Origin of the sequence: Flavitalea plasmicola, from assembly GCF_030546645.1 — a bacterium.
Classification (GTDB): Bacteria; Bacteroidota; Bacteroidia; order Chitinophagales; family Chitinophagaceae; genus Puia.
The window spans coordinates 826,981-847,623 of record NZ_JAUOTO010000005.1 but is presented as its reverse complement, the minus strand read 5'-3'; the positions used below and the strand labels follow the sequence as shown (position 1 = coordinate 847,623).

The 20,643-nt window shown below is 53.0% G+C and carries 13 protein-coding genes; 9 read left to right on the top strand and 4 right to left on the bottom strand.

The genetic code is table 11. The annotated features are described in order from the left end of the window. The first annotated feature begins 47 nt into the window (after positions 1-47). Positions 48-284: a hypothetical protein gene (locus tag Q4E93_RS21595; protein WP_303588793.1), complete on the top strand. Its 237-nt coding sequence runs from the start codon at positions 48-50 to the stop codon at positions 282-284. Positions 285-349: 65 nt separating this feature from the next. On the opposite strand, the gene Q4E93_RS21590 is transcribed toward Q4E93_RS21595, so the two are convergent. Beyond that, on the bottom strand, positions 350-982 hold the full coding sequence (locus tag Q4E93_RS21590; protein WP_303588792.1) for a DUF4142 domain-containing protein: 633 nt from the start codon (positions 980-982) through the stop codon (positions 350-352). 64 nt (positions 983-1,046) lie between these two features. Between Q4E93_RS21590 and Q4E93_RS21585 the strand changes: the two genes are divergently transcribed. The 4 genes from Q4E93_RS21585 to Q4E93_RS21570 all read left to right on the top strand — a co-directional run bounded on the left by Q4E93_RS21585 (position 1,047) and on the right by Q4E93_RS21570 (position 10,489). Then, the gene (locus Q4E93_RS21585) at positions 1,047-1,184 is read left to right on the top strand and encodes a hypothetical protein (protein WP_303588790.1); all 138 of its coding nucleotides are present in this window, start codon (positions 1,047-1,049) and stop codon (positions 1,182-1,184) included. 468 nt (positions 1,185-1,652) lie between these two features. Beyond that, positions 1,653-4,013 carry an ABC transporter permease gene (locus tag Q4E93_RS21580; protein ID WP_303588788.1) on the top strand — a complete coding sequence of 787 codons (2,361 nt, stop codon included), beginning with the start codon at positions 1,653-1,655 and terminating at the stop codon, positions 4,011-4,013. 17 nt (positions 4,014-4,030) lie between these two features. Further along, on the top strand, positions 4,031-6,442 hold the full coding sequence (locus Q4E93_RS21575) for an ABC transporter permease (protein ID WP_303588786.1): 2,412 nt from the start codon (positions 4,031-4,033) through the stop codon (positions 6,440-6,442). 309 nt (positions 6,443-6,751) lie between these two features. Beyond that, positions 6,752-10,489, top strand: coding sequence for an ExeM/NucH family extracellular endonuclease (locus Q4E93_RS21570; RefSeq protein ID WP_303588784.1), 3,738 nt, complete (start codon positions 6,752-6,754; stop codon positions 10,487-10,489). Between the two features lie 91 nt (positions 10,490-10,580). On the opposite strand, the gene Q4E93_RS21565 is transcribed toward Q4E93_RS21570, so the two are convergent. The 3 genes from Q4E93_RS21565 to Q4E93_RS21555 form a co-directional block, all read right to left on the bottom strand. Then, positions 10,581-11,381: an SOS response-associated peptidase gene (locus tag Q4E93_RS21565; protein WP_303588783.1), complete on the bottom strand. Its 801-nt coding sequence runs from the start codon at positions 11,379-11,381 to the stop codon at positions 10,581-10,583. 257 nt (positions 11,382-11,638) lie between these two features. After that, complete coding sequence (locus Q4E93_RS21560) at positions 11,639-12,136, bottom strand: hypothetical protein (protein WP_303588781.1); 498 nt, start codon at positions 12,134-12,136, stop codon at positions 11,639-11,641. Between the two features lie 8 nt (positions 12,137-12,144). Further along, positions 12,145-15,069, bottom strand: a complete 2,925-nt coding sequence (locus tag Q4E93_RS21555; RefSeq protein ID WP_303588779.1) for a DNA polymerase III subunit alpha — start codon at positions 15,067-15,069, stop codon at positions 12,145-12,147. Positions 15,070-15,471: 402 nt separating this feature from the next. Here Q4E93_RS21555 and Q4E93_RS21550 point away from each other — a divergent pair, with 402 nt between their 5' ends. The 4 genes from Q4E93_RS21550 (at position 15,472) to rlmN (ending at position 20,619) form a co-directional block, all read left to right on the top strand. Next, positions 15,472-15,753 (top strand): hypothetical protein, encoded by a 282-nt coding sequence (locus tag Q4E93_RS21550; RefSeq protein ID WP_303588776.1) that lies wholly within the window; start codon positions 15,472-15,474, stop codon positions 15,751-15,753. A 283-nt stretch (positions 15,754-16,036) separates the two neighbouring features. Beyond that, positions 16,037-18,571 carry a T9SS type B sorting domain-containing protein gene (locus Q4E93_RS21545; RefSeq protein WP_303588774.1) on the top strand — a complete coding sequence of 845 codons (2,535 nt, stop codon included), beginning with the start codon at positions 16,037-16,039 and terminating at the stop codon, positions 18,569-18,571. Between the two features lie 37 nt (positions 18,572-18,608). Then, on the top strand, positions 18,609-19,517 hold the full coding sequence (locus tag Q4E93_RS21540; protein ID WP_303588773.1) for a class I SAM-dependent methyltransferase: 909 nt from the start codon (positions 18,609-18,611) through the stop codon (positions 19,515-19,517). A gap of 55 nt (positions 19,518-19,572) precedes the next feature. After that, positions 19,573-20,619, top strand: a complete 1,047-nt coding sequence (gene rlmN, locus Q4E93_RS21535; RefSeq protein WP_303588771.1) for a dual-specificity RNA methyltransferase RlmN — start codon at positions 19,573-19,575, stop codon at positions 20,617-20,619. Positions 20,620-20,643: the final 24 nt, after the last annotated feature.

Sequence of the window (20,643 nt, the reverse complement as noted above, 5' to 3'; positions counted from 1 at the left end):
TCCCGCCGGTCTTCGTAACTTTTTATTTCAAACCAAATCTTGTTATCATGAAAAAAGTAAAGGCCTTCACTTTGTCGACAGCCGTCATCGTTGCCACCATCGCCGCATTTGCAACCAGCCCCAAAAAGCCTCTACACAAGCAATCGCTGTATCATCGCTCTGGCGGAGGATTCGCACCTGTCTCACCCGGTTACTATTGCACGACGTCGTATGATACGTGCTCGTACACTCTTGAAAATGGCACGTACTATCCCAATGAGCTGGGGGATTATCACGGGCAATAAACCAACACTACACCAATGTAAAAGGGTCTTCCAGCCGGAAGACCCCTCATATTTTCGCTGATCCATCACTGATATGGCGGCGCAGTCTTCGGTCCTGAAAGCTTTCTGCCGATCTTCTTATCCAGGCGCTGTGCGGAATCCAGGTGATGATGCAGCATCGGCAGCGCATTTTGTGCAAAAGCCCTGATGTCCGGATCGTTTGCATTTTTAGCCGCCTTTTCAAACTCGTCGATATCCTCCTTATGATCTTTCACCATCAACGTGATATAGCTCCGGTCGAATTCGCTCCCCTGCTTTTTCATCAGGTCTTCCCGTTCCTTCTTCTGATCGTTGGAAACGGAATCCGGCAGAACGATCCGCTTGCCGGCAGCCAGCGACTTCAATGTCTCCCCACCTTTCCCATGATCCTGCACCATCATCGCGCCGAAATCCTTCACGCCTTGTCTACCGCCATTGGACTGCGCCAGTTTCCCCAGCTCGACTTCCAGCATCCCTCCACTGGCCGCCTTCACCATAAAGTCGGCGTCCTGTTTGGAAGGCACGGCCATAGAGGAGTCCGTGACAGATTGCTTCTTCGACAGGGTATCCGTAATGGAATCGTTCGCCTTCCGGGCCTCCTTCACGCTGTCGGGTGAGGAGTTGCAGGCCAAAGCTACCAGGATACCCAGCCCGGCCCCGAATTGATATAGTCTTTTCATAGCATGTTTTACAATAGCTTATTCAAAACATATACCAGCAAAAGGAAAGCGACTACTCCAATGGGTGAATACGCTTTCCGAAGCAGCTAACGACCCCGCCTACCTGCAACGCAAAGACCTTGCCTACCCTGTCAACCCTTCCACCCTGGACGAGCGCCGCGACCTCCCGGTCAGCGCCGGTCTTTTGGGCGTTGCTCCCTAAAGCATTCTCTCATTCGAACATTTCAATAAATCACTGAAAACCCTTGCCAGCAAAGGATTATGTGCATAACTAAGTGCATAACGGGTGTATAACGAAGACAAGAAAAATTTGGAAAAGGTATCTTCAGTGATGTATCTTAGATATAGAAATTGAGAAGCAGAAATCAATCAACCGAAAGAAGCAGATCAATTTGAGAAGTGGAAATCTATAAAAAGATGGAAACAACTCACAGGAGCATCGGGTCAGTAAGTACAACAACGAAAGTTGAAATACCGAAAAAGGCTTGATGCTTCTTTATTTTATGCCCTTTTTAACCCCCCAAAAACCGCCCACCTTCACACAGACGGACGCCAATAGTATCGAAAACGTACAGTGCTCAGCGCAACCTCACCCCTAACCAAATAATTATCAATCGCTTACCATTCCGGCATCTTTTTCGCCGCGGAGATTCCATAACCAGCCATCACCATGCTCAAAAACTATTTCCGCATCGCCTGGCGCAATCTCCTGAAGAACAGGACCTCCTCCATCATCAATATCGCAGGCCTCGCCACAGGCCTGGCCATCGCCCTCGTCATCGGTCTCTGGATCGCAGATGAGCTGTCTTTCGACCACTACCACACCCGCCACAGCCGCATCGCCCAGGGCATGGCTGTCCAATCGGCCCGGGGAGAGACCTACGTCGGAGAAACAGTCACCATGCCCCTGGGATATGCATTGAACACCTATAAAGACCTCTTCACAAGGACAGCGCTCATGTGCTGGTCAGGCGATCGGCTCGTCGGCTACGGTGACAAGAAATTGAACATCCAAGGCATCTGGGCCCAGAAAGAGCTGCCTGAAATGTTCACCTTTCAAATGGTGAAAGGCTCCATCGCCGCGGCTGACGACCCTTCTACAGCGCTGATCTCCCAGTCCCTGGCCACGGCACTGTTTGGCAATGACGATCCTATCAACAAGAACATTCAGATCAACAACAGGCTCCAGTTCAGGGTAGGCGGTGTCTATCAGGACCTGCCGCATAATACCTCCTTTGCCGGCGTCAAGCTGGTAATGCCCTGGTATAATAAGGAAAATAACTACCGCGTCACCAATACCAACTGGGCCGACCACAACGGCAGCCTCTATGTCGAGCTGGCCGATGGCGTCACGGCCGGGCAGGCTACCGCCCGGATCAAAAGTTTACCCACTTCTCATGTCAAGGAATGGAAAGAAGAAGCCATGCTCTATCCACTGGACAAAGCGCATCTTTACAATGAGTTCAACAGGCAGGGCCGACCCGATGGCGGCCGCATCCAGTTCGTCTGGCTCTTCGGCATCATCGGCTCCTTCGTGCTGCTGCTGGCCTGCATCAACTTCATGAACCTCTCCACGGCCCGCAGCGAAAAAAGAGCGAAAGAAGTAGGGATCCGCAAAACAATGGGCTCGCTGAAAAGACAGCTCATCGCCCAGTTCCTCAGCGAATCGATCCTCATCACCTTTCTGGCCTTCCTCCTCTCCATCCTCCTGGCCAGCCTTTCCCTGCCTTTCTTTAATGTTGTGGCCGCAAAAGAAATGACCTTTCCCTGGAACAGCCTGCCCTTCTGGCTGGCGGCCGCCGCCTTTATCCTTTTCACCGGCATCATTGCCGGCAGCTACCCTGCCTTCTACCTTTCCCGCTTTGACCCCGTGCAGGTGCTTAAAGGGACCTTCCGTGCCGGTCGCTATGCCTCCCTGCCGCGCAAAGTCCTGGTGGTGCTCCAGTTCTCCGTATCCCTCACCCTCATCATCGGAACCATCATCGTCTTCCGGCAGATCAGTTTTGCACAAGATCGACCCGTAGGATATACCCGGGAAGGACTGGTGACGGTGTATATGAATACTCCCAGTCTCTACGATCACTATGACGCCATCCGCGAGGATCTCTTACAGAAAGGAGTAGTTGTAAATGTCGCGGCCAGCTCCATGAAGCCTACGAATTTCAACAATAACAACAGCCTCTACTGGCGGGGTAAAACACCTGACCAGGACGCCATCTTCTTCCGCAATGTCAACGTGACCCGGGATTTCGGTAAGACCATCGGCTGGCATGTCCTGCAAGGCCGCGACTTTAGCCGCGATTTCCCTACGGATTCCAACGCTCTGATCCTCAACGATACGGCCGCCAAGGTCATGGGCATCCCCAACCCCATCGGCGAAAGAGTGAAATTCTGGGGGAAGAACTATACGGTCATCGGTGTCGTCAACGATATGGTCACCAACTCTCCGTTCGAGAAGGTGGAGCCTGCCATCTTCCTGGGCGATATGTATCGGGACATTCTCATAGCCCGCCTGGCGCCGGGTCTTTCCACCAGCCAGGCCCTCGCCGGCATGGAATCCGTTTTCAAGAAATATAACCCGGGCAATCCCTTCGTCTATAATTTCAGCGATGACGAATACGCTGCCAAGTTCGAGAGCGAGCGACGCATCGGCAACCTGGCATCCGTCTTTACCTCCCTGGCCATCTTCATCTCCTGCATCGGGCTGTTCGGCCTGGCCTCTTTTGTGGCGGAACAACGCACCAAGGAGATCGGGGTACGAAAGGTCCTGGGGGCCGGCGTCTTCCGGCTCTGGGGCCTGCTTTCGAAGGACTTCTTAAAACTGGTGGTCCTTTCCTTCTGCATCGCGATGCCCGTGGCCTGGTACGCCATGAACAAATGGCTGGAAGGCTATGTATACCACACGAAGATCTCCTGGTGGATCTTCGCTGCCTCCGGCATCGGTATCCTCCTGGTCACCCTGCTGACCGTGAGCTTCCAGTCCCTGCGCGCCGCGACGATGAACCCCTCGAAAAGCTTAAGAACTGAATAGATCTTAATAAACTTCCTATGCTTAAAAGCTATCTGACGATCGCCTGGCGCAATATCATCCGTCATAAAGGATACGCCGCCATCAATGTCCTCGGCATCGCCATGGGCCTCACCTGCTGTCTCTTCATCCTCCTCTGGGTGCAGGATGAAAAGAGCGTGGACAATTTCCATCGCAACGGGAAAGAGCTGTTCGCCGTTTATCAGACAGCTACCGCCAGCGGCAATGTCTACGGCACTTATACTACGCCTCTCCGTTATGACAGCGTGACCCATCTCCTGCTGGACGATGTGAAAGGCAATGTCCCGGAAGTTCAATACGCCGCCTTTTACAATGCGGGCTATATCCTGCCCTGGGGCCATGCCGAAACCTTCCAGGTGGGTGACAAGATCATGAAGCTGGAAGGCTCCCGCGCAGGAGCCGATTTCTTCCACATGTTCAGCTTCCCCCTGATTGAAGGCAGTCCCTCTTCCGCGCTGAAAGACATCTATAGCATCGCCATCTCCCGCAAAATGGCCGGTCTCTTCTTTGGCAGTCCCCACGAAGCCATGGGGAGGATGGTCAGATTCGAGAACAAAATAAATTTCAACATCGCCGCCGTCTTCGAAGACCTGCCTTCCAACAGCCAGATGAAATTCGATTATCTCATCAACTGGGATGCGCAAAGACAGCTGCACATAGAATTTCCTTCCAACGAATTTCACACCTATGTACAGCTGAAGCCGGGCGCAGACCTTGCAAAGGCGGAGTTGAATATCAATCGCCATTTACAGACCCGGCTGGGTCCCCTGGACAAAGGCACCACGATCCGTGTAGGTTTGCAGCCAGTAGCCGACCAGTATCTTCACAGCGTCTTTGTCAATGGCAAGCCGTCCGCCGGCCGTATCCAATACGTGCGCATATTCAGCAGCGTGGCCATCTTCATCCTGCTCATCGCCTGTATTAATTTTATGAACCTGGCGACGGCCCGCAGCGTTCGCCGGGCAAAGGAAGTAGGCCTGCGCAAAGTGGTGGGCTCCACCCGCGCCCATCTCCTGGGTCAGTTCTTCGGGGAATCCATGCTCTTCGCCCTGCTGGCCATGCTGACATCCCTTTTATTACTGTTCCTGCTGCTGCCCGCCTTTAATCAATTCACCGGTAAACACATCACCCTTCCCCTCTCCCAGCTTACCTTCTGGACCACCTTGCTGGGCATCACCCTGACGACGGGCCTCATCGCCGGCTCCTACCCGGCCCTCTACCTTTCCTCCCTGCAACCCATCCGCACGTTGAAAGGCATCTTCCGGTTTACACAAAGCGCTATCTGGTTCCGCAAAGGTCTCACCATCTTCCAGTTCGTCCTCAGCATCGTCTTCCTCATCGCTACCATCGTCATCGTGCGGCAGACCCGCTATGTTCAAAATACCAACCTGGGCTATGATCGTGACAACCTCATTTATATCCGGATCGAAGGCGCCCTTTCGAATATAGACAAGTACCAGCTCTTCAAGCAGCGCGCCTCGACCATGCCGGGCATCCAGGTCATCGACCGCAGCACGGAAACGCCCCACTCCATGGACTTCCTGACAGCGGATGCCATCAACTGGGAAGGCAAGGGTCCCCACGATCAGGTGGGCTTCAAGCCTGCCAGCGTGGGATTTGACTTCGTCAAAATGATGCACCTGACGACAGTGCAAGGCCGCCCCTTCTCCCGCCTCAATGCCACCGACTCTTCCGACGCCTTCATGGTCAACGAAGAGGCCGTCCGGCGGATGGGCATGAAGGATCCCATCGGCAAATGGGTCTCCGCCTGGAAAAAGAAAGGCCATATCATCGGTGTGCTGAAAGACTATCACACCGGTAGCCTCCATGAACCCATCATGCCCGTCATACTGGACGTAAAAGAATTTGAATACTTCGGCGTCATCATGGCCCGCGCCTATCCCGGTCAAACACCGGTGGCCCTGGCCAGCCTGGAAAAAGTCTACAAGGAGATCAACCCGGGCTATGCATTTGCCTACCAGTTTGTGGATGAAGAATATAAAAAAATGTATGCCAGCGAGCAGATCGTTTCACGGCTGTCCATTCTCTTCGCCTTCCTGGCCATCGTCATCTCCTGTCTCGGCCTGCTGGGACTGGTGATGTTTGCCGCGGAGCAGCGCGTCAAGGAGATCGGCATCCGGAAAGTGCTGGGCGCTTCGCTGGGACAGATCATCTCCCTGTTTGCCGGGGATTTCCTGCAGCTGGTGACCATCGCATTCCTCATCGCCGGTCCCCTGGCCTGGTATGCCATGAATGCCTGGCTGCATGATTTTGCCTATAGGGTAACCCTCTCCTGGTGGATCTTCGCGCTGGCAGGTGCCTCGGCGCTGCTGATCGCTTTGCTGACGGTGAGCCACCAGGCGATGCGGGCGGCCACGGCGAATCCCGTGAAGAGCTTGCGGTCGGAATAGCACTAAAAAAAAGAAGGCCGCCTCAGTGAGACAGCCTTCCTCTGGCGCTATTGCCAGCAGATTATTTTTTGGAGCGATCCCAACTAATAGAGATTAGCCCGGGGTGTCCATGATTTATCTGTAGATTGCATGAATACCTCCTTTTCATTTGGTGAGTAATGAAGTTACGACATTATTTTTATTTTTCAAGGGGGTACGGATGCTCCCGGTGGCCAATCTCCTACCCCCATTAGTCACATTTAAATAATCTTCGGGTAACTATTCCATTACATCGCCCGGTTAGTTTTAGGTCTAACTAACAGACCTATCATGAGAATGAAATTTACGCCCCTGTTTCTCTTCTTCTTTCTCGCTGCCATCACCCGATCCTTTTCACAAGCTCCCACGGACCTCTTCATTTCAGAGTACGTGGAAGGCAGCAGCAATAACAAAGCCCTCGAATTTTACAACGGTACGGGAGGGACGATCGACCTCACCGCCGGGAACTACGTGATACAGATGTACTTCAATGGTTCCACCACAGCCAGCACCACCATTTCGCTGACAGGTACGGTGGCCCCCAACGGCGTGTTTGTCCTTGCTCAGGCTTCGGCAAGCTTTGCTTCTTCCTCTTTTGTGAACCAGACCAGCTCCGCCAGCTTTTACAATGGGGACGATGCCATCGTGCTGCGCAAAGGCGGCGCCAGCGGCACGATCGTTGACGCCATCGGGCAGGTGGGTGTCGATCCGGGCACGGAATGGGGCTCGGGCCTCGTATCCACCGCCGACAATACATTAAGGCGTAAAGCTTCCGTCTGCGCAGGAGACACCAATCCTTCGGACGTTTTCGACCCGGCAGCCCAGTGGGACGGATTTGCAACGGATGATTTCAGCGGCCTGGGAGTCCATACTTCCGCTTGCGCCACTGCAGGGCCTTCCATCATAGTAAATGGTTCTCCGCTGAGCTTCACCACGACGGTGGGTACGCCGGCTGCAGAACAGTCCTATACCATTCATGGCAGCAGCCTGACGGAGGATGTCACGGTCACCATCCCTTCCCTGTCCAACTTTGGATTATCGCTGACCCCGGGCGGCCCTTACACGAACGCGCTCACCATCCCTGTCGCACAAGTCAATGCAGGGAATGTCGCCATCTACGTGACCTTCAATCCCACGGCAGCGGGTACCCAATCGGGCAATATCACCCACGTCAGCGGCACTGCTTCCACCAGCCTCGCGGTACAAGGCGCCACCACCGGCACTGGCGCGATCACCCGCATCTTTGACATTCAAGGCACGGGGGACGCCAGCCCCCTGACTGGCGCCGTCGTTACTACGGAAGGCATCGTTACGGCGGACTTCCAGGGGACGGGGCAACTGGGCGGCTTCTTTATCCAGGACTCCTCCGGAGATGGCAACATCCTCACTTCTGACGGGATCTTTATCTCTAATACTTCCTTTCCTGTGAAAGTAGGCGACCATGTCCGTCTCACGGGTACGGTGGCGGAAGCCTTTAACAAAACGGAGATCAGCAGCGTTACGTCGCTCACGGTGTTGAGCTCCAACTACCCCCTGATGCCTCCCGTGGACATTTCGCTGCCCGTGAATGCGGTGGCGGACCTGGAGCGCTATGAAGGCATGCTGGTGCGTTTCCCGCAGACATTGACGGTCTCGGAAACCTTCACCACCGGCAGGTATGGAGAAGTCCTTCTATCCGCCAACGGCCGGCTCATAACGCCCACCAATATCGTCGATCCCAATGACAATCCTGCCTCCGGTACTTCCAGCACAGGGACGAGCAATCTCGCTGCCGTCAACGCACTGACGGACCTCAACCTCCGGAGCCAGATCTTACTGGATGATGGCAGCAACGTACAAAATCCGCCCGTCGTCCCTTACCTGGATTCCGCGGGCAACACGATCAGGATCGGCAGCACATTGACAGCCCTCACGGGCGCGCTGGATTTTGATTTCAGCGTCTATCGTCTTCAACCTTCGATCGCTCCGGTCTTCCATTACGCACGCCGCCCGGCAGTACCTTCTGTGGGAACCGGCAGCATCAAAATAGGCAGCTTCAACGTACTGAACTATTTCAACGGGGACGGCCAGGGAGGTGGATTTCCCACTTCCAGGGGCGCCACTACCCTTGCGGAATTCAACAGACAGCGCGCCAAGATCATTGCCGCCATCGTTGCATTGGATGCGGACGTGCTGGGATTGACGGAGATCGAGAACGATGGCGACGGTCCCACTTCAGCGATCGCAGACCTGGTGAGCGGCCTGAATGCCGCCACGGCGCCCGGCACGTATGCCATCGTTCCCTCGCCCACCGGCGGCGCCAATGGCACCACCGGCACGGACGAAATAAAAGTGGCCATGATCTACAAGCCGGGTAAAGTGACTCCCGTTGGTCTTTCATTCGCAGATGTCAACCCCATCCATAACAGGCCGCCCCTCGCACAAACTTTCAATGCCATCGGCACAGGCGAGAAATTTTCCCTGGTCATCAACCACTTCAAATCCAAAGGCTGCAGCGGCGCCTCGGGCGCTAATACAGATCAGCTGGATGGACAGAGCTGCTTCAATGCCACCCGTAAGCAACAAGCCATTGCCCTGCTGAGCTTCCTCGATACGGTGAAGAGCCGGTCGGGCGACCCTGACATTGTCAGCGTTGGCGACTACAATGCCTATGAAGAGGAAGACCCCATCGACATCCTCCGCGCAGGCGGATTAGTGGACCTCACTTTCGGGCTTTTCTCCTATGTCTTCGACGGCCAGTCCGGCGCATTGGATTATGCTTTCGCCACGCCTTCCCTGGCTCCCCAGGTGACGGGTGCGGGTAAATGGAACATCAACGCGGAAGAGCCGGTGGCAAAGGACTACAACCAGGAATTCAACCAACCCTATCTCTACGCGCCCGATGCTTTCCGCTCATCCGATCACGATCCCGTGCTGGTAGGATTACAGCTGGGTCCCATCCATCCCACCGTCACGATCACCAGCCCTGCCGACACCAGCGTCTTCGCCGCCGGCAGCCCCATCACGTTGAGCGCCGATGCGTCCGCCACGAACGGCGTCATTACGAGGGTGGAGTTTTATGATCATGGCGTGAAATTCCTCACGGATAGCACGGCTCCCTATAGCATCGTCAACTCCGACGCGGCGCCCGGCAGCTATGTGCTGACGGCAAAAGCATTCGACAGCAACGGCGACTCCGCCATCTCCGGCGCAGTGCATGTCACCATTACGGGCTGCAAGCCCACGGGCCTGCTGACGGGCGAAGGTTATACCAATATTCCCGGCACCCAGGTGGCGGATCTCACCGGCAACCCTGCTTATCCGTATCATCCTTCCATCACGGCACAGCTCAGCACTTTTGAATATGCCAATGTCGGGGACAACTACGGCGGCCGGGTGAGCGGCTTCATCTGCGCGCCGCTGACGGGCAACTACACTTTTTACATTGCCTCCGATGATCAGGCGGGTCTCTATCTCAGCACCGACGACGATACGGCGCACAAGGTACTGATAGCGTACAATGCGGCCCCCACCGGCTTCCGCAACTGGACCAGCACGCCCACGCAAAAGTCCGCCCCCATCCGGCTCGTGCAGGGCGCACGCTACTATATCGAAACCCTCCACAAACAAGGCGCAGGCGCCAACTATCTTTCCGTAGGCTGGGTAATGCCCAATGGCGTGGGTGAAGGACCGATCCCTTCTACCAGGATATCCCCTTACAGCCATCCGTCACCGGGTCAGACGGCGCAGAACTTTGTCGTTGCGATGGAAAAGGCCAACGTGATCGATAACAAGGCCAGCACCGGCAAACTCGAAGTAACGGCCACGCCCAATCCTTCCTCCGATCATTTCACACTGGTGACGCGGAGCAGCAGCGACAAGGCGCTTACGATCGTCGTGACGGACGTAGCAGGCAGGGTGGTTGAACGCCGGCTGAATGTAGCCGCCAATGGCACTGTGTTGCTGGGCAGCAGCCTTCCCATAGGCATGTACTTTGTCACCGTCAGGCAGGAGGATGTTGTAAGAAATTTGAAATTGATCAAGCGATAATAGAAGAAGGACGTTTTAAACAACCTGGATGATGGCCCCCGGCACGTCTACGTGCCGGGGGTTTTATTTATTTTAGCGCTGCCATTCACACTTAAAACAACCCCTGCTGCACCAGCCCCTGGTCATTCCCCAACGCCGGCAGGTCCGTATAACTATAAGGTGCATTCTTCGGTTTCCCATCCGGCCGCGGCGTCCTTCCGCGTATGCTATACACCGGCACGGGAACGATCTGGTCCGAAGGCATCTCATAATCCAGGATCTGCTGCATCTCTTCATCCGTCAGGTCCGGCCGGAGCCATGCCATTTCCATCTCCTTCGGCAGGAACAGGGGCATCCGGAAAGCATTGGCCCCGCCATTATGGATCTGGCGCATCACTTCATTGCCCGCCCGCGTGAGGAGGGTGAACATGCCCCGCACTTCCCCGGTCTCGGTGTCGGATGGTATTTTAGTATTGTAATGGTACAGGCCCGGCAGGCAGAACATGCTCCGGTCCTTTAGTGTTATATGATAAGGCACCTTGTTCTTCCAGCCCTTGATCTCCCGGTGTTCATAGATCCCCGTCACTGGTATCAGGCAACGCTTCTTCCGGATCCTGTTCCAGAAAGAGCGTTTGTCCTCGAGGATCTTCTCGCTCCTGGCATTCACCATGGATTTGCGCATGGCCTTCACCTTTTCCGGCGTGTCCATATACTCGGCGATGATGCCCCATTCAAAATTCTTCCGGTGGTAGCGGTTGTCCTCGAAAGTAACGACGGGGTACCGGTTATGCCCCAGCGCCAGGAAATGCATGCCCATGTCCAGGTCAAATCGGATCTCGCCGTCATGGACCAGGTCAGGGAAATAATCGTCTATCAGCTGCAAGGCGGAATAAAAGGCTATATCTAAACACATAATTCTACTTTAAAATTATTAAATGGTCTCACCTCGCCATCGCGCCACTCCCCGCCAAATCAGCGGGCACAATCTCGCCGGTCAGCTATGGCCTGGAAGCGCCTTATCTTTGGGCTAGCGGATTCAGGTACGATAGCCCGATAGTACTTTCCGCACAATAAAGAACCGAGGCCCAGTGGTACCCAAAGTACAGCGCTGAAAGGCACATAGCTGCCGGCACCACAAAAAACCTAAAACACCTCAAAAAACCAAAAAACCTAAAACCCTTCAATCATCTCCAAACCCACCACCTCCTCTTCCCCCCCATGACTAAATTTAATAAAAAGTTCCCCGAATTCCTCGTACAAGCCTACCTGTATCTTATCCCCTTCTTTAGAAGCCCTCCAGCCCGGATGATACCGCCCGATGTACCGCCGGATCTTCTGCTGGTAAACCGCAGGCGGCCGCCAATCCACTCCTTTCTTAGCCGCATAAAAGATCTTATATCCAAAAGGCTGTCCCGCCGCCACGCCTAATTTCTCTACATGTGCAGCAACTTCCCCATCATAGAGAAAAGCATTCCCGTCATGACTTAGCGTGGCCAAATGCTTTTCAGCCAGCTCTTTCTCTTCCGCGTCATAGCCTCTTATCAGGAAAGCCGCCTTCAGCCGCGCCTCCATGCCCCGGGCAAAGGATTGCCTGACAAACCAGCGTTTGCCTTTGGCGATCTGATCCGTCAGCAGCCCCCTGGTCAACAGCGGGAATGGGTTATACATCCCTCAATTTACAAATTTTCACTCCTTTTCCGGATCCCCACCTTTTCCATCCTTTCCACCTCGATGCTATACACGCCGTACTCCACCGTCACCTTGCCGGTGATCCTGTAAAAGCCGGAACGGGGTGGATACGCGGCATGCACGGGCGGAAAATGCACCGTATCGATCCAATCCTTATGCCTATCTAAAAATGTTCCAAAGCTCATCATCTCTCCTTTCACGGTCTGCACGGGCTTATGGGTGATATGATAACCCATTACTGTCACCTGCTTGCCCACATGCGCCGGCAGGTCTTTCGCCGCCAGGTAGCGGGCCGGATCATCGGCTGCGAGGATAAAGGGATCACAGACGGGGAATCCCAGCAGCTCTATGTCATCATAGCAATCTTCCAGGGGGTAGCCGGGTAATACAGGCAACGAGAAAGTCAGGGGAGCCGTCATGAACAAAGGCTGGCATGCGGCGCTGTGCATCCTGGTTTTTCGTTGCAGGTAATCCCCTTCCCACAGCAATTCTTTTTTGCTCTTTCCCGTAAAACGCAGGGCATTCACCCGGATCAGCAGCTCCAGTTGTTCTGGCAGGACCTCGCTCCGGGAGATGAAGTCGTCCAGGGAAGTATACAGTCCGCCCCGCACACGCTCCCCCAGGATCTTTTCTATGGCCGCCTGCTCCAGTCCCTTCACATGGATCAATCCAACGAAGGCGTCCGACCCATGGATATTGGTATAGTGATCGCTCTGATTGACACAGGGCCGGTGCACCCGGGCGCCTGCTTTCATCAGCTCATAGAAATAAAGCTCGCGGCTGTAGAAGCCTCCGAAATTATTGATCACTGCCACTGCAAATTCCATGGGGTAATACGTTTTTAAGAACAGGCTCTGGTAACTCTCCACGGCATAGCTGGCGGAGTGCGCCTTACAGAAACTATAGTCGGCAAAGCTTTCAATCTGCCGCCAGACATCGTCCACCACTTCCTGCGGATAGGCGAACCCCAGGCAGTTGGCGTAGAACTTTTCCTTCAGCATCGGAAGGTTGCCTTTCCCCCTGTATTTGCCGCTCATGGCCCTTCGCAGCAGGTCTGCATCCGCCATGTCCAGCCCTGCCCATTCGTGCGCCACCTGGATCACCTGTTCCTGGTAGATCATGACGCCATAGGTGGATCCCAGCACTTCTTTCAGCTTGGGATGTGCATATTCGAAAGACCCGGGGTTGTTATAGCGGTGGATGTATTGTCCCATCATGCCACTGCGCCCCACGCCCGGCCGGATGATAGAGCTGGCGGCCACCAGCGTCTCATAGTTGTCACAACGCAGCTTTTTTATCAGCATACGCATGGCCGGGGATTCTATATAGAAGCAGCCGATGGTATGGCCTTTCCGCAGTTGCTCCTTCACCGCCGGGTCCTGCTTGAACTTTCCAATGGCGCGTATATCGATATCGACGCCTCTGTTGGCCTTCACCAGCTCCATACATTCCTTGATATGCCCCAGGCCGCGCTGGCTCAGCACATCCAGCTTGTGCAGGCCGATGTTCTCGGCGACGAACATATCCATCATGGTCGTGGAGAATCCCTTGGGCGGCATATGAACGGTCCCGTAGCAGGATATCGGCTCTTCCGAGATGAGGATCCCGCCGGGGTGGATGCTGAGTGTGGCAGGGAAGTTCAGCAACAATTTACCATACTGAAGGATCACCCGGTGGATCTTGTCGCCGGCGTATCCGCGTGCCGACAGCTGATCGATCTCCTCTTTGGGTAGGCCCATCACCTTTCCCAGCTCGCGTATGATCGCGTTGTGCTGAAAAGTGGAATACATGCCCAGCAAGGCCACATGACGCTTTCCATAACGCTTCATCATATAGTCGATCATCTCATCCCGCTCGCGATAGGAGAAGTCGATATCGAAGTCCGGCGGACTGGTCCGGTGCGGATTGAGGAATCGTTCAAAATACAGTTCCAGCTCAATGGGGTCCACGTCGGTGATCTGCAGGCAATAGGCCACGATGGAATTGGCGCCGCTGCCTCTGCCCACATGATAGAACCCCCTGCTCTGTGCATAGCGGATCATGTCCCAGGTGATGAGGAAATAAGCGGTAAAGCCCATCTGATCGATGATCCGCAGCTCTTTATTAAGCCTTTCACGGGCCTGGCTGCTGACGCCATAGCGAAATAAACAACCGTCCCTGGCCAATTTTTCCAGCAGGACCCGGTCATCCTCCCGGCTGGCGCTGTAGATCTTTTTATTCTTGTCACCGCCAAATTCCATCGCGATGGAGCAGGCGTCGAATAGCCTGCACGTATTCGTGATGATAAATGGATACTGCCGGAAGGCGGCCAGCACTTCCATCTGCGGAAGAAAATATTCCCCCTCGCCGGCCAGGTCCTCCGGCTTGACTTTTGTCAGCAGGGTATTCAGGTCCACTGCCCTCAACAGCCGGTGAAGATTATAATAGACCCGGTTCTGAAACGTCACGGGTTGCCGGATGATCCACTTATCCGGACAGACGGCAACGGGCAGCTGAAATAATTTATTCACCTCGCAGGGCAGAACGCCGATACGCTCATTGTCCAGCAGATCTTCCGGGGCTTTGCCGCCCAGCGGATAGATGACAAACCCATCGACCATCGGACCTGCGTTTTCCGGAAATGGTTTCTTCCGCGTCAGATGTTCCGAGAGGAATTCGTTGATCCATCTGAATCCCTTATTGTTTGCCGCCAGCAAGCTATACAACAGCCGGGGTCCATTGCGGATCTCCACACCGACGATGGGCCGGATCCCCTGCTCCTGGCAGAACTGCACGAAGTCCCAGGCATCGCAGGTGGAGTTGATATTGGTCAAAGCCAGCGAAGACAGGCCGGCTTCCACTGCCGCCTTCACCACCTCCGCTGTCGAGAAGGTGCCGTACTTAAAACTGAAATAGGTCTTGCAGAGGTACATCGTAAGTTCTTGTGTTACAAAGCTAGGGAGAATCCCAAAAATATTAGCACTATGTTACTAAATATATTAGTATCTTTGTAACGACAGAACGTACACTGCTCTTACATTTCAGGCGAATGAACCACATCGGATAAGTAAAAAAGAATATGTGGATGTGGATAACCCCGGACAACGGATCAACCCGCAGAATGGAGAAGATTTTTCAGCTGTGTCATCAGGTATAATATAAGGCAATAAAGTTAGCCGGCAGGGATGATAACAGCAATGAACAACCGAATAATCAGGAGCGACCTGCTGAATAATAGGGCTTTTTTAAAAGAGTATATTTCAGTAAGCGGCAAAATCAGCGAATAAATCCATTCCTTTGAAATAACAAAAAAATATATAAACTTTTTCTTTTTTATGACCCATCGCGATCACCGTTATTCACTTGTCAAGCCGATGGTGGAAGCCGGAAAGATTGAAGTGTTCAGCGACATTTTCAAATTCATTCCCAAGACCAGGGTCGCAAATGATCTTGGGAAGAAGGTCGATCGTTTTAATGAGCTGATGACGAATGTCGAAGAGTTTATCCTGAAGGATCTGTTTCTCATCGCCAAGTTCTGTGAACTGGACGAGGAGACGATGCTTCGGTTAGTGATGAAACAGTACCGGGATACAAAGAGCAGATTAGTAAATCCATAAATTTTTCCTGTTTACCATTACCATTGCCGACCTATCCTTTCAGACCTGTCCTTTAGTGCTTCCGACGAACCCATGTACAAACAACGCTGTCGCAGGCCGCCGCTCACCCTGGCGGCCTTTTTTTTATCTTTTGTGGACAGCTCACACGGACGGCGTTTTTTCTTACAATATAATTTACTGAAAATCAATCAAGATTAAATATTCATGCTAATTTTCTTTAATAAGCTGAATATCACTTGTATATTCACGCCGGATAACCCGTTTTAACCGTTCAAGTCAACAAATGACCAGGTCCAACTACCGTCTCCTATTCTGCATATTCTTACTCATCACTGCCGCTGCTGCAAAAGTTCAGGCTCAATGTCAAAAAACCTTTAAGTTTTCCCTCAAAGGCCCGGGTAGCGAATTCATTTATGATATTGTCCAATTGCCCGGAGGAGATAAGATACTGGCCGGACAGATCTACAGCGTGGGAGCCGGGGGTTGGGATATCTTTTTGACAAGGATGAAAAATGACGGCACGATCCTCTGGAATAAAACCTACGGCGGAGGGGGAGATGAGGAGATCAGGAAGATCAGGCTGGCCGGCAATGGCAATATCCTGATCACAGGCAGCACAAGATCCTATGGCAACCCCGCGGGAGAAACGATCGCGATGAACATCGATCCGTCGGGCGTCCTGCAATGGTCGGTGAAATTGGGGGAGAGCAGCGGCTACAGCCTGGGACTGGACATCATGAGCACCAGTGACAATGGATTTGTTGTCTGCGGATCGAATTATTCAGGACTGGGCACTTCTGATTGGATGGTCACAAAACTGGGAACCACCGGAAATATCCAATGGAGCCAACGGCTGGATTTTTCCATCAATGAAGACGCATTCTCCCTCTTCCAGAAGGGAGATACGGTCGTCGTTTGCGGAGACTCACAAAATCCAGGGCAATACTCGGGTATCATTGTTAAATTTTCCCTGCCGACGGGCGCCATTTATAGCTCCGCCGCTTACAATGTCGACGGAAGAGGGTTTTTCGCTCCTAAGATACAACCCACCCTCGACCAGTATCGCATAGGCATGCACATCATCGACTTCTCCTCCTATGGACTGATGCAGGAAGGCTTTCTCATGGTGGATACCTTCTTCAATATTGCCGGCGCATTTAAAATAAACATTACGCCCTATAATAATTTTTATTTCAACGGCCTGTGGCTGACGCATGACAGTGGTTATATTGTATCTGGCTCCTCCGCCGGGGGCAATGAGGGATACCTGTATCGTTTTGATAAGAACAACAATCTTTTGGCTACCCATAGGTTCAATTCAACCAACCCTTTTCTCCTATACTCGGCCATCGAAGCAGCCGATTCCACCATCTGGCTCGTGGGCAGCGAAAACAATCATGCCCTGGTCATAAAATTAAACGCCGACGGTGAGTTTGAATATTGTAACAACCAGCCCGTAACCGCTTCCACCCAGGCGATGTCCTCTTCGCAGGCGCCCTTTACATGGACCAATGTCAACGCTTATAATTTTGTCTCCCCGCCTATTGTAGTAAATACCACCGGCTTTAACTTTCTCATAGATTCGCTTTGTTTTGCCCCCGTCTGCAAACAGATCCTCCTCAGCGGAAAGGACACGATCTGCAGCACCAGGGATACATCCGACTATAAGATCTCGCTGGCTAATCTCTGCAACGGGACCATCAACTGGGCATTTCCGCCAGGTACGAATGTGAGAATGGTGAACGATACATTTGCAAGGGTTAACTTCCAGGCAGGCGGTCACTTTAAAATAAAAGCCACGAAGAACGCGGTCTGCTCCCTCTTGTCGGATTCCGTTGAAGTATTTGTCGCGCCGTCCCCGGATTCCATCCACCTCGGTAACGATACCATCCTATGCCATCCTGCTAATGTCGTGTTGGATGCAGGAACGATATTTAAAGATTACCGCTGGCAGGACAATAGCCAGTTACAAACTTACTCCACCTCCCGCTCCGGTGTTTATTTCGTCCAGGCGACCGACTACTGTAACGAGATACGTAAGGACACCATTCAGATATCTTTTCACTCGCAGGACAGCGCGGTGGCCAGCCCGGATGATACTTCCTATTGCATACCATCTCCTGTTCAGCTGCGCTCCAAAGGCGGAGATACGTATGTATGGACACCGGCTGCAGGGCTTAGTGATCCCACCATCAGCAATCCAATTGCTACCCCCGGCGCGTCTGTTCTATATTCGGTGAAGATCTCGGATACCGTTTGTAACTGGTCGACCGATCGCTTCGTCAATCTATTCATAGACCCGCTTCCCACGATCAGGCTTTCCAAGTCGAATGACGTGGATTGCCTCAGCGGCACTACACATCTTGCAGCCACAGGCGGCAGCACTTATCAATGGACACCCGCTGCCAGCCTGGATAATCCTAATACTTCCAGCCCTATCGCCATCCCCATCGAAACGACCACCTACACGGTCAAGGCGTTCAATTCCCTTGGATGCGCTGCCCTTGATTCGATCACTGTCGTTTTCTCCAAAACAGGCGACCCTTCGTTTTATTTACCGAATGCATTCAGCCCTAATGGAGATGGTCACAACGATCTGTTCAGGATCGACACCAGGAGCACGCTGAAATTGTACGAGTTCTCGGTATATGACAGGTGGGGCGCAAGGGTCTTCACTACCACCGATCCATCCAAAGGCTGGGATGGCTATTTCAACGGGGTCCCCCAAAAGGCCGATATCTTTGTCTGGTTCGTCAGGGCGTGGACTCCATGCACAGGCGAAATCTTCAAAAAGGGTACGGTAATGCTCATTAGATGATTCAAATTACCTATTTTCGCCTCCTATTTTATCTTTTATGAAAGAAGGTCTCCTGGGAAAGATCCTGTCAAAAATACCGTATATCCGCTACGCCTATTATTATAGGAGATACTCCCTTCATAGGCCCGGACACTACTATTCACCGGTGATCAACCTCGACGAAATAGCATCCAGGAAAGCCCAGATCTGGAATAGCAAAAAAGAACTGCCCGGTATCAACCTCAATGACGCCGAACAGGAAACCTTCATCCAGCCGCTGAGCGATGCCGCGGCACTGATCCCTTTCAAGTCCCAGCCCAACCAGACCTCGCACAGATATTATTTCGACAACAAGACCTATGCCCACGCGGATGGCCTCGTATTGTTCTCGATATTAATGCACTTCAGGCCTAAAAGGGTTATTGAAGTAGGCTCCGGATTTTCTTCTTCGCTGATGCTGGATACCAATGATACATTGCTGAACAACAGCATTCATTTTACTTTCATCGAGCCCAACCCGGACATGACCCTCAACAGCCTCCTGCGAAAAGAGGATTATCAGAATACGGACGTAAAGGTCAATCTTGTCCAGGATGTGGATCCCCAGATCTTCAGCACATTAAAAGAGAACGATATCCTGCTCATTGATAATTCACATGTTTCCAAGACAGGCAGCGATGTAAATTATTTGATGACGGAGGTTCTGCCACGACTGAACAAAGGGGTCCTGATCCATATTCACGATATCTTCTATCCTTTTGAATACCCGCAGGACTGGGTGTTCGAGCACCGCCTCAACTGGAACGAGATCTATGTCGTCCATAATTTCCTCCTCTTCAATAATGCATTCGAGATCGTGTTCTTCTCGGATTATATGCAGCAAAAAATGAAGGCGACCTATGCTGACAAGATCCCCCTGTTCTTCAAAGACAGGCCAGGCAGTATATGGCTGCGAAAGGTCGTTTAAGCCCTCTTATTTTTAACATGTCGATTTCCCCGCTTCGTCGTACCTTTGCGGCCGGATGAATACGGGCAAAAAGAACATACGACACCTGAGCCTCAGTGAGTTAGAGCAATATTTTGAAAGTCTTGGAGAGAAAAAATTCAGGGCCCGGCAGGTCTATGAGTGGATCTGGCTAAAGCATGCCGCCGGTTTTGCGGCCATGACCAATCTCAGCAAGGAGCTCCGCCAGCTGCTGGAAGATAATTTCAGCTATCCCGCCCTGGGTGTCGACGCCACCCAATATTCGGCGGACGGCACCATCAAAAGCCGCTTCCGGACGGTGGACGGTCACCTGGTCGAAGGCGTCCTCATCCCCACCGACGAACGTAAGACGGCCTGCGTTTCTTCGCAGATTGGCTGCTCGCTCAGCTGTAAATTCTGCGCCACGGGCTATATGCAGCGCAAACGCAACCTCGACTATGATGAGATCTATGACGAAGTAGTGCTGATCAACCAGCAGTCGGAACGCGTGTATGAGAAGAAGCTGTCCAACATCGTATTCATGGGCATGGGCGAACCCCTGCTCAACTACCGCAATGTATTAAAGGCGATCGAACGTATCACGGCCCCCGATGGTCTGGGCATGAGCCCCCGCCGTATCACCGTCTCCACGGCAGGCGTCGCCAAAATGATCCACCAACTGGGAGACGACAAGGTCAAATTCAAGCTGGCCGTTTCCCTTCACGCCGCCAATGACGTCAAGCGCAACGAGATCATGCCTATCAACGAGACCAATAATATCAAGGCACTCATCGATGCGCTGAACTATTTCTACAAACAGACGGGCAATGAGATCACTTTCGAATACATCCTCTTTAAGGACTTCAATGACAGCCTGAAGGATGCCGATGAGCTGGTGAAGATCTACCGCCAGGTGCCCGCCGACCTCGTCAACATCATTGAATACAATCCCATCGAGGCCGCCCTCTTCGCCAAACCCGACGATGACACGGTCGCCCGCTTTATGGCCTACCTGGAGAAAAATAAGGTGAATGCTCGGCTGCGCAAAAGCCGCGGCAAGGACATCGACGCCGCCTGTGGCCAGCTGGCCAATAAGGATCACTGACCTCATTCAGGCAAGGATCATTGA